This window comes from Pseudomonas sp. B33.4 (assembly GCF_034555375.1).
In the GTDB taxonomy this organism is placed as follows: domain Bacteria; phylum Pseudomonadota; class Gammaproteobacteria; order Pseudomonadales; family Pseudomonadaceae; genus Aquipseudomonas.
The window spans coordinates 2604339-2615250 of sequence record NZ_CP140706.1 but is presented as its reverse complement, the minus strand read 5'-3'; the positions used below and the strand labels follow the sequence as shown (position 1 = coordinate 2615250).

General features: G+C 60.1%; 10 protein-coding genes and 1 pseudogene. 8 read left to right on the top strand and 3 right to left on the bottom strand.

Annotation, left to right across the window (positions count from 1 at the left end):
* Nucleotides 1–7: 7 nt before the first annotated feature.
* A complete protein-coding gene (locus tag U6037_RS11650) occupies nucleotides 8–1714 on the bottom strand; it encodes a ShlB/FhaC/HecB family hemolysin secretion/activation protein (protein ID WP_322846850.1) in 1707 nt (568 codons plus the stop codon).
* Between the two features lie 144 nt (nucleotides 1715–1858).
* Nucleotides 1859–2296, bottom strand: a pseudogene (locus U6037_RS11645) (winged helix-turn-helix transcriptional regulator).
* A 184-nt stretch (nucleotides 2297–2480) separates the two neighbouring features.
* Between U6037_RS11645 and U6037_RS11640 the strand changes: the two are divergent.
* The 6 genes from U6037_RS11640 (at nucleotide 2481) to argE (ending at nucleotide 7607) form a co-directional block, all read left to right on the top strand.
* Nucleotides 2481–3299, top strand: coding sequence for an alpha/beta hydrolase (locus U6037_RS11640; RefSeq protein ID WP_322846849.1), 819 nt, complete (start codon nucleotides 2481–2483; stop codon nucleotides 3297–3299).
* A gap of 62 nt (nucleotides 3300–3361) precedes the next feature.
* Nucleotides 3362–3628, top strand: a complete 267-nt coding sequence (locus U6037_RS11635) for a FecR/PupR family sigma factor regulator (RefSeq protein WP_322846848.1) — start codon at nucleotides 3362–3364, stop codon at nucleotides 3626–3628.
* A gap of 206 nt (nucleotides 3629–3834) precedes the next feature.
* Nucleotides 3835–5154, top strand: a complete 1320-nt coding sequence (locus tag U6037_RS11630) for an NAD(P)/FAD-dependent oxidoreductase (RefSeq protein WP_322846847.1) — start codon at nucleotides 3835–3837, stop codon at nucleotides 5152–5154.
* Between the two features lie 59 nt (nucleotides 5155–5213).
* The gene (locus U6037_RS11625) at nucleotides 5214–5630 is read left to right on the top strand and encodes a RidA family protein (RefSeq protein WP_127926852.1); all 417 of its coding nucleotides are present in this window, start codon (nucleotides 5214–5216) and stop codon (nucleotides 5628–5630) included.
* Between the two features lie 154 nt (nucleotides 5631–5784).
* Nucleotides 5785–6462 (top strand): DUF1028 domain-containing protein, encoded by a 678-nt coding sequence (locus U6037_RS11620; RefSeq protein WP_322846846.1) that lies wholly within the window; start codon nucleotides 5785–5787, stop codon nucleotides 6460–6462.
* Nucleotides 6459–7607, top strand: coding sequence for an acetylornithine deacetylase (gene argE, locus U6037_RS11615; RefSeq protein ID WP_322846845.1), 1149 nt, complete (start codon nucleotides 6459–6461; stop codon nucleotides 7605–7607). The genes U6037_RS11620 and argE overlap by 4 nt, the downstream gene beginning before the upstream one ends.
* A gap of 18 nt (nucleotides 7608–7625) precedes the next feature.
* Here the strand turns inward: argE and U6037_RS11610 are convergent, their stop codons facing one another.
* A complete protein-coding gene (locus U6037_RS11610; protein WP_322846844.1) occupies nucleotides 7626–8537 on the bottom strand; it encodes a LysR family transcriptional regulator in 912 nt (303 codons plus the stop codon).
* A 235-nt stretch (nucleotides 8538–8772) separates the two neighbouring features.
* Between U6037_RS11610 and U6037_RS11605 the strand changes: the two genes are divergently transcribed.
* Together U6037_RS11605 and U6037_RS11600 are read left to right on the top strand one after the other, a co-directional pair.
* Nucleotides 8773–10188 carry a cytosine permease gene (locus U6037_RS11605; RefSeq protein WP_322846843.1) on the top strand — a complete coding sequence of 472 codons (1416 nt, stop codon included), beginning with the start codon at nucleotides 8773–8775 and terminating at the stop codon, nucleotides 10186–10188.
* Between the two features lie 99 nt (nucleotides 10189–10287).
* Entirely contained in the window at nucleotides 10288–10911 is a 624-nt protein-coding gene (locus U6037_RS11600) for a glutathione S-transferase (RefSeq protein ID WP_322846842.1), read from the top strand.
* Nucleotide 10912: the final 1 nt, after the last annotated feature.

Genomic DNA, 10912 nt, shown 5'->3' with positions numbered 1-10912 from the left:
GTTGTTATTAGAGGAAGAAATCCAGGCGGAAATAAATCGGTGCTTCACGCTCGGTCAGTGCGTCCGGGCGTTCCAGGGAATGGGCAAAGGTCACGCTGGCAGCGACATGCTGACCACGGGCAAACAGGTCCAGCGAATTGCTCGACATGCGCCCGTGCTGATCGCCGTTGTAGCGACCGTTCTGGATCACACCTTGGTCGTAACCGAGGCTGGTGCCGTATTCGGAGAACACCGGTTGCAGCCACTCGACCGTCACCGGACGCGACCAGCGCAAATCGTTGCGCCAGTAACCGCCGCTGTCACCGGACAGCGACTGGTCCTTGTAACCACGAATCGACGACGAGCCACCAAGGCTGGTGCGTTGCGGGCTGAACAGCACATCTTCACTGCGCTGGCCGGTCATCAGGCTGCTGAAGCTGAACGACTCGCCCCACAACTTGAACGGCTGCAGGTAGCTCAGGGTGGCGGTGTATTTGCGGTAGCGCGCATTTGGCTCACCCGGCCCCGGATCGTGACTACCCTGCGCATCGAAGGCACCGATGCCCTCTTGCATGCCGGCGTCAAAGTTGACGAAGGCACTGCCGACACGGCGACCGTGGTTGAAGCCGAACTGCGCTTCACTGATGCGGTTGCTGCTCAGTTTGAGTTTGCTGTCTTCGATGAAGTTGTTGGTGCGCAGGTACGACAGACCAGCGCTGAGCGAAGTCTTGCTGACAGCGTCGCGGTGGATCACCCGCTCGGCGCGCAACTGATGGTTTTCGCTGTCGCCGGTCTGTTTGAAGTTGTAGAGGTTGGCGGCGATTTGCGAGCGGTATTCGCTCTGGCTATAGGTGTAGCTGAACGTCCACCAGCCCCACGGCAGGCTGTAATTGAGCATGGCGTTACGGGAGGTGTGCTGATGGTCGGTCATCGCATCGTGACCGCCACGCAGGCTCAACTGATCGGCCAGGCCAAGCGGACTGTCCCAGTCAAACGTGGTGCCCCACTGCTGCTCACCGGTGCTGCGCTGGCCGTCGTTGTTGCGCGACAGCCCGACTCGCCATGGTTTCTGCGGCGTGTTGGTGACCAGCACTTCGCTGCCACCGACGTTCTGGCCGGGCGCCAGCTCCATTTTTGCCTGATTCGATGGCAGGCGGTTGAGCTGATCAACCATTTGCTCGATCTCGCGCAGGTTGACCAGCTCACCGGTGTTGCCGGGAAAGGTCATGGCCAGTTCGCGCGCCGAGAGCTGGCTGTTTTCCGCGCCTTTCATGCCTTCAAGTTTGCCTTCGACCACCAGCACTTGCAGATGCCCGGTGGACAGATCCTGCTGCGGCAGGTAGGCGCGGCTAGTGACCAGGCCTTTCTCGATGTAGTGATCGGTGATGACTTTGAGCAGTTCGTTGAGCTGCGGCACACCGAGGCATTCACCGATATAGGGTTTGAGCAGGCGAGTCTTGTCACGCTCGGAGAGGCTGTCGGCACCTTTGAGCTCGATGTCTTTGATCGGGAAACAGCGGGTATCGGTGGGAGCTGCCGGTTGCGCAGGCTTGGCGTCCTTGCCGGGCAGATCCTTGAGTTCCTCAAGGCGTCGCTGCTGCTCTTCGAGCAGGCGGTTCTGGCGGTCACGGATAAGGTCGGTGTCACCGGGAGTCGGAGCGGCGACGGCAATCTGAATTGGAGACAGGCACAGCAAAGCTACGCACAACCTCGCCACGAGGGCGGGTGAGGACATGTTCGATCCCTCGAGACGAAAATTGACATCAAAATAGTGGCGCGATATTAGATGGCCATCATTTTGGCGTCAAACAATCGTTTCGACCATTTGTCGGGTTTGTAACGAGGAATGTACAAATGCCTGACTAAGCAGCACCGTCTCTCAGTGTTCAACACCCAGTCGCGTCGCAACGTCCTCCGGAGCCAGCGACCGAGATCAATTCCAGCTTGCGAATCGGCTGACGCTTCTTTGCATCAACCATCACCGACCCCGGCTCACCCGGCGCATACATGAATTCACCGCCCCACTGCGACAGCGCGACGATCACGGTCTGCAAGGCCTTGCCACGCTCGGTCAGCACGTATTCCTTATAGGCCCCGCCGTCAGCGGCTGGTATCGCTTGCAGAATCCCCTGCTCCACCAGCCCCTTGAGGCGTGCGCTGAGCATGTTTTTCGCGATATCCAGACTCTTCTGGAAATCATTGAAACGCCGGATGCCATCCAGCGCATCACGAATGATCAGCAGGACCACCAGTCACCGATCAGGTCCAGCGTGCGGGCGATCGGGCAGGCATGGCCCTGCAAACTTTTGCGTTTCACGTAAATGTACTCCCTCGAATCAGTGGGCAGCTGTGCGGCTCAGGGTTGCACCATACAACTCTATCGCCGATCGACGGCTGAACTGCACAAAACCAGCACCTGCATACAAGTAGCCGGAGCGCTTTGCGCTGATAGTGAATGCCGCCATTCCGGCACTACCGCGAACCCTGAAGCAGGAGTTTCCATGAGCACCTTCACCACGCAAGACGGCACCGAGATCTATTACAAGGACTGGGGCAGCGGTAAACCCGTGCTGTTCAGCCATGGCTGGCCACTGGATGCCGACATGTGGGAATACCAGATGGAATACCTGAGCAGCCGTGGCTATCGCACCATCGCGTTCGACCGCCGTGGTTTCGGCCGTTCTGATCAGCCGTGGACCGGTTACGACTACGACACCTTCGCCGATGACATCGCGCAGCTGATCAATCACCTGGACTTGCGCGACGTAACGCTGGTGGGCTTCTCGATGGGCGGCGGCGATGTCAGTCGCTACATCGCCCGGCATGGCAGCGAGCGGGTTGCCGGTCTGGTGTTGTTGGGTGCGGTGACGCCGCTTTTCGGCAAAAAGGCCGACTTCCCGCAGGGCGTAGACAGCTCGGTGTTCGATGGCATCAAAGCTGGCCTGCTGCAGGATCGTGCGCAGTTCATCGCTGATTTTGCCGCGCCGTTCTATGGCACCAATCAAGGCCAGAAAGTCTCTGACGGCGTGCTCACGCAAACGCTGAATATCGCCCTGCTTGCCTCGCTCAAAGGCACCGTGGATTGCGTCACGGCGTTCTCGGAAACCGACTTCCGCCCGGACATGGCCAAGATCGACGTGCCGACGCTGGTGATCCATGGCGACGGCGACCAGATCGTGCCGTTCGAAACCACCGGAAAACAGGCTGCCGCACAAATCAAAGAGGCCGAGTTGAAGGTGTACGCCGGGGCGCCGCACGGCTTTGCGGTGACCCATGCACAGGCCTTGAATGAGGATTTGCTAGCGTTTCTCAAACGCTGAAAATTCGAAATTAAAAAGTCCGTCAGCATCGGCTTGACGGACTTTTTTGTTACCCTCGTTCAATGACCCCTTCCGACCTCAACGCAATGGACGAAGACATCTCTGTGCAAGCCGCCGATTGGTGCATGCGTCTGCACGATGACAATTGTCCGCCGGCTGTCCGCCAGGATTTCCAGCGCTGGATACAGCGCGACTCGCGCCACGCTTTCGAATACGCAAAAATGCTCGAAATCTGGGATCTCAGCGGCCAACTGCCGGATGAGCCCGAGACAGCGAAAAAACTCCTGACCGTTGACAGACTGGCGCACAAAGGCTCGCGCGAAATATAGGGGCTACGCTCGCGCCTCTCCTCCCGCTCCAACAGCTATAAGCCGTGTATTCAAAGGCTTTCGCCCCTCTGCATCAGAATTTTATCTTCACATCCCAGCTTAATAATATTTTACCGATATCCCCCCTCTCCCTAGTCTGACCTCAAGCAAAACGGACAAGCCAACAGCGGCCCGAATCCCACTGCCTTGCTAGGAAGGATGTAGAGATGACCCCTGAAATAATAAAAACAGACACGCTGATCGTGGGTGCCGGCCAGGCAGGCGTCGCCATGAGCGAGCACCTGAGCAAACTCGGTGTGCCGCACCTGGTGCTGGAGCGCAGTCGCATTGCCGAACGCTGGCGCACCGGGCGCTGGGACTCGCTGGTTGCCAACGGCCCGGCATGGCACGACCGCTTTCCGGGTCTGGAATTCGATGATGTCGACCCCGACGGTTTCGCCCCGAAAGAACGCGTGGCCGATTACTTCGAAGCCTACGCGAAGAAGTTCAATGCACCGATCCGTACCGGTGTGGAAGTGAAAAGCGTGGTGCGCAATGTCGGGCGCCCGGGCTTCACTGTCGAGACGTCCGAAGGTGTGATCGAAGCCAACCGAGTCGTCGCCGCTACCGGGCCGTTTCAGAAACCGGTGATCCCGGCGATTGCCCCGCAAGACGAACGCCTGTTGCAGATCCACTCCGCTGACTATCGCAATCCACAGCAACTGCCGCAGGGCGCGGTGCTGGTGGTCGGTGCCGGTTCGTCCGGCGTGCAGATCGCCGATGAACTGCAGCGCTCGGGCAAACAGGTTTACCTGTCGGTGGGTGCTCACGACCGTCCACCGCGTGCTTATCGCAACCGTGATTTCTGCTGGTGGCTGGGCGTGCTCGGCGAGTGGGATCAAGCGGCGATGAAGCCCGGTCGCGAGCACGTGACCATTGCGGTCAGCGGCGCCCAGGGCGGGCGCACCATCGATTTCCGTGGTCTGGCCCATCGCGGCATGACCCTGGTCGGCGTCACCGAGTCGTTCAATAACGGCGTGGTGACCTTCAAGCAGGATCTGCTCGGCAACCTCAATCGCGGCGACGAAAACTACCTGGCGCTGCTGGATGCCGCCGATGCCTACATCGAACGCAACGGCCTCGATCTGCCGGAAGAACCGGAAGCACGCGAAACCTATCCCGACCCTGAGTGCGTGAAAAATCCCCTGGCCGATCTGGATCTGGCCGAGGCCGGCGTCACCTCGATCATCTGGGCCACCGGGTTTGCCGTGGATTACTCGTGGCTGCAAGTCGCCGCGTTCGATGACAAAGGCAAGCCTGTGCATCAGCGCGGCGTGTCGAGTGAGCCGGGGGTGTATTTCCTCGGGCTGCCGTGGCAGTCGCGCCGGGGTTCGTCGTTTATCTGGGGCGTGTGGCACGACGCCAAGCACGTCGCCGATCACATCGCCACCCAGCGCAAGTATCTGGACTATCGCGATGCCGAGCAGCGTGAAGCCGCATTGCACTCGGGTACCCACAGCAAAGCCGCCGATACCGTCGACGCTTGATATCCCTCTTTCGCTCCGGCGCCGATTGCGCCGGGGCTCACCTTCTTCAGGAGCTGCACATGAGCAAGCCTACCCACACCCGCATTCGCATGTTCAACACCAAAGACACTTACCCGAACCAGACGCTGGACAACGACTTGTGCCAAGCCGTGCGTGCCGGCAACACCGTGTATGTCCGTGGTCAGGTCGGTACGGATTTCGACGGCAATCTGATCGGTCTTGGTGATCCGCGCGCGCAGGCTGAACAAGCGATGCGCAACGTCAAGCAACTGCTCGAAGAAGCCGGCAGCGACATGAGCCACATCGTCAAGACCACCACCTACCTGATCGATCCGCGTTATCGCGAGGCGGTGTATGGCGAAGTCGGCAAGTGGCTCAAAGGGGTGTTCCCGATTTCCACCGGTCTGGTGGTGTCGGCGCTGGGGCAGCCGCAGTGGCTGATGGAAATCGATGTGATTGCGGTGATTCCTGAGTAAGGCATCACACCGCGTTATGGCCATCGCTGGCAAGCCAGCTCCCACAGGTATCGGGTTGATCACAACATCTGGGCTTAACTCAAAACCCTGTGGGAGCTGGCTTGCCAGCGATGAGGCCCTCAAGGACAACATCTTCCTAGAAAGGAATAAGCAGATGACCTTTTCAATCGCAGCCCGCTGCGCCGAAACCGGCCAGTTCGGTGTCGCCATCAGTTCCTCCAGCATCGCCGTCGGCGCCCGTTGCCCGTGGCTGCTGCCGGGCGTTGGCGCGGTGTCGAGCCAGAACATCACCCTGCCCTCCCTCGGCCCGGAAGTTCTTGCGCTGATGGAGCAAGGTCTGGCGCCGGACGATGCGCTGGACAAAGTGCTCACGCGCAACGGTTACAGCCAGTACCGGCAGATCACTGCAATCAACCACCTCGGCCAGACCGCGCATTTCAGCGGTGCGCAAACCCTCGGCGTGCACAACGCCGTCACTGGCGAACAGTGCGTTGCCGCCGGAAACATGCTCGCCGGGCGTTCGGTGATCGAAGCCATGGTCAGCGCCTTCGAGGACGGCGAAGGTCAACTCGCCGATCGTTTGCTCAAAGCTTTGCACGCCGCACAAGCCCTCGGTGGCGAAGCCGGCCCGGTGCACTCAGCCGCTGTCATGGTGGTCGGCGAGCAGACCTGGCCGATCGTCAATCTGCGCGTGGATTGGGCCGATGAAGACCCGATCGGCCAGCTGCAAAAACTCTGGAACGCTTACGAGCCGCAACTTCAGGACTACATCGACCGCGCCCTCGACCCCGCCAAGGCACCGGGTTATGGCGTGGCCGGTGATGACCGATGAACAGCGTCGGGTTGCTCAAGGCGCTGGTGGGTTTCGATACCACCAGCCGTGAATCCAACTTGCAACTGATCGAATTCGTCCGCGATTACCTCGAAGGTTTCGACGTGCCGTGCGCGCTGATCTACAACGATGAGCGCAGCAAAGCCAACCTGTTCGCCACGATCGGCCCGGTGGATCAACCGGGCATTGTGCTGTCCGGGCACACCGATGTGGTGCCGGTTGATGGCCAGCCTTGGACGCTGCCGCCGTTCGAACTGACGGAACGCGACGGCAAACTGTTCGGGCGCGGTACGGCGGACATGAAGGGTTATATCGCCTGCGTGCTGGCGTTGGTGCCGGCGCTGGTGCAGGCATCGTTACGCCTGCCGGTGCACATCGCGCTGTCGTATGACGAAGAAGTCGGCTGCCTCGGTGTGCGCTCGTTGCTTGAGGTCTTGCAGCAACGCCCGATCAAACCGTTGCTGTGCATCATCGGCGAACCGACCGAACTGAAACCGGTGCTCGGCCACAAGGGCAAACTGGCGATGCGCTGCGATGTGCAGGGCCATCCGTGCCATTCGGCCTATGCGCCGCTCGGGGTCAACGCGATTGAATACGCCGCCGAACTGATCGCTGAACTGGGTCGGCTCGGCCAGCAGTTGAAAGCGCCGGAGCATCACGATGCGCGCTTCGATCCGCCCTACAGCACGGTGCAGACCGGTGTGATCAGCGGCGGCAAGGCCTTGAACATCGTCCCGGCCGATTGCCGTTTCGATTTCGAAATCCGCGCCCTGCCCTCACAGGATCCGGCGCTGGTTGCCGAAGCATTGAAAGACTACGCCGAGCGCGAAGTGCTGCCGCGCATGCGTGCGGTCAGTGCGCAAAGCGATATCCGCTTCAGCGCCTTGTCGGCGTATCCGGGGCTGGCCACTGATGCGCAAAGTCAGGCCGCCGAGTTGATTTCGGCTTTTTGCGGCTCGAAGGATTTCGGCACTGTGGCGTTCGGTACTGAAGGCGGTCTGTTTGATGCTGTCGGCATTCCGACCGTGGTCTGCGGGCCCGGCAGCATGGATCAGGGCCACAAACCCGATGAGTTTGTCAGCCTCGATCAGTTGCAGGCTTGCGATCAGATGCTCCAGCGCATGCTTGCGTTTATCAGAGCTTGAACCCCGGCCCGACCGCCCTCACGGGTGCAGTCGGGCCAGTTCTTCGCGGCAGTGATCGACAAACAACTGCGCCGGTTTGGTCAGTTGCACCCGGCGCAGCCAGGCCGCCGACAATCCCGATCCGGTGACGTTTTCCGCCAGCGGCACGCAGACAACTTGCTGACCGTCGTAGGTGTAGTCGCTGAACGGTTTGGTCACCAGAATCGAAAAGCCGAAACCGTTGCCGACCATGCCGCGCACCATCTCGATCGACGGTGAACTGAAGACGATGTTCGGCGTCAGTCCGCGTTCCTCAAAGATGCTCACGAAGTAGGTGCGGCTCGGCACCACGTCGAGCAGGATCATCGGTTCCAGCACCAGATCATGCAGCGAGACTTTCGCCTGTTGCGCGAAGCGATGGCTGACCGGCAGCAACGCATAAGGCTGTTGCGGCGGCATCAGCGGCGCGGTTTCGATGGTGCTGTCCAGATCGTGCTCGAACATCATGGCCACGTCGATGCTGCCGGCGGTCAGCGCCTGCACCAGTTCCTGCTGTTCGCCATCACGAATACGGATTTCCACCCCTGGCCAACGCGCCTTGAAGCCGGCAATCAGGCGCGGCAGGTACAGCGGCGCGACGGTTTCGAAACAGCCGATATCGATCTGCCCCGCGACCACGTCGTTGTCAGCCAACGCGTTCTGCTCGAACTCATGGGCGACCCGCAGCAGCTCCAGCGCCTTGCGATAAAAGCGCGAGCCACTCGGTGTCAGGGAAACTCCTTGGGCGTGGTGGCGGATGAACAGCTGCACACCGAAGCTTTCTTCCAGATGTTTGATCGCGGTGGAGACCGAGGGCTGCGCGATGTAGAGCTTGCGCGAGGCCTCGGCAACGCTGCCGCAGTCGGCGGTGGTGACGAAATATTTGAGCTGGCGCAGGTTGTAGGCGGCCATATGAGTCTCCAAAAGAGCGCGGGTGTTCGCCCTGTTTCCCTGGCGCACGATCAGGTTTGAACATACCGGACGCGCGCACCAGCCGAAGCATATTTTTTTTAAGGTCTGAAGCAACAAACTTACTAATTTATCTATCCCGACGCTTTGCACATGATCACTTCAACAAGAAATGCGCCGCCCGTGCCGGCGCTTGCCGAAGTACGTCCACGTACTCATCCTTGCCTTGGAGTTCGTCATGGCTACCCCTGCAGCATCCTCCGCTCCGCTGATTGAAAAACACACGATAGGATACGTGCCCCCCGAAGATCGCCACGGAAAGGTCAGGGATCTGTTCACGCTCTGGTTCGGCGGCAACATCGCACCGTTGCCCATCGTCACCGGTGCGCTGGGCGTGCAGTTGTTTCACTTGAATCTGGTCTGGGGCATCGTCGCAATTCTCGTCGGCCATCTGGTCGGCGGCGTGCTGATGGCGCTGCACTCGGCACAAGGCCCGCAGATGGGCATCCCGCAGATGATCCAGAGCCGTGCGCAATTCGGCTCTCTCGGCGCGCTGTTGGTGGTGTTGATTGCCGGCGTCATGTACATCGGTTTCTTCGCTTCCAACATTGTGCTGGCCGGCAAGTCGCTGCACGGTGTGGTCGACAGCGTTCCGGTACCGGTCGGCATCGTCATCGGTGCGTTCGGCTCGGGGATCATCGGCATCATCGGCTACCGCTTCATCCACGTGCTCAACCGCATCGGCACCTGGGTGTTGGGGATCGGCATCGTTGTCGGCTTCGGCTACATCTTCACCCACATTCAAACCGATGACTTCCTCACCCGTGGCAGCTTCAACCTGTCCGGCTGGCTCGCCACTGTGTCGTTGGCGGCGTTGTGGCAGATCGCGTTTGCGCCGTACGTGTCCGACTATTCGCGTTACTTGCCGGCCGACGTCAAAGTCTCGTCGACGTTCTGGACCACCTATCTGGGTTCGGCGCTGGGTTCGAGCCTGGCGTTCATCTTCGGTGCCGTCGCGGTGCTTGCGACGCCTGTGGGCATGGACACCATGGACGCGGTGAAACTCGCCACCGGCTCGATTGGCCCGCTGATGCTGGTGCTGTTCCTGCTCAGCGTGATCAGCCACAACGCTCTCAACCTGTACGGCGCGGTGCTGTCGCTGATCACCCTGGTGCAGACCTTCGCCTACCGTTGGATCCCCACCGCCAAGAGCCGCGCGGTGATCTCGATCATCGTCTTGCTGGCCTGCTGCTTCGCCGCCGTCGGCGCCTCGAAAGACTTCATCGGCCACTTCGTCGACATGGTGCTGGTACTGCTGGTGGTGCTGGTGCCGTGGACCGCGATCAACTTGATCGACTTCTACGCGATCCACAAAGGCAAGTACGACATCCAGTCGATCTTCCAGGTCGATGGCGGTATCTACGGCCGTTACAACCCGCAAGCGCTGCTGGCCTACGCGATCGGCATCGCCGTGCAGATCCCGTTCATGAACACGCCGCTGTACGTCGGCCCAGTGTCGGCACACATCAACGGTGCGGATTTGTCGTGGCTGGTGGGATTGTTGGTGACCTCGCCGTTGTATTTCTGGCTGGCCAATCGCGACACGTCTTACCGTCGACGGATGATGGGCGGCAAACTGGCGGGCAGTCTGTGAGATTGATGCGCTGAAAAAGAAGGCCCGCACTGTGCGGGCCTTCTCAATTGCGCTGTGGTATTTCTGTAGGCCTGTCGACTGTTGGGTAAGGGAAATCCAATGCTGCGAATCCTCGGTAAGGCCTCATCGATCAACGTGCGCAAAGTGCTATGGACTTGCGCTGAATTGCACATTCCTTTCGAGCGCGAAGACTGGGGGTCGGGCTTCAAATCGACCAACGATTCGGAGTTTCTAGCGCTAAATCCCTGCGCCATGGTGCCGGTGATTCAGGACGGTGATTTCACCTTGTGGGAATCGAACACGATCATCCGATATCTGGCCACACGTTATGACGGTTCGCACCTCTATCCGACTGACGCGCAAACCCGGGCGCGGGTCGATCAGTGGATCGACTGGCAAGCGTCGGAGCTGAATCGCTCGTGGTCGTACGCCTTCATGTCGCTGGTGCGCCAGTCGCCCGACTATCAGGACAATGCCGCGCTGGCGAACGGCATTGAGCAATGGTCGAAGACCATGGCAATCCTCGACCGACAACTGGAAAAGACCGGCGCCTACGTCAGCGGCGAGCAGTTTTCCCTGGCGGACATCCCCATTGGCCTGTCGGTGAACCGCTGGTTCGAAACACCATTGGCTCACCCGGATTTTGCCGCAGTGAAAGCCTATTACGAACGTTTGAGCCAGCGCCCCGGCTACATGCTGCACGGTCGAAACGGCACACCGTGAT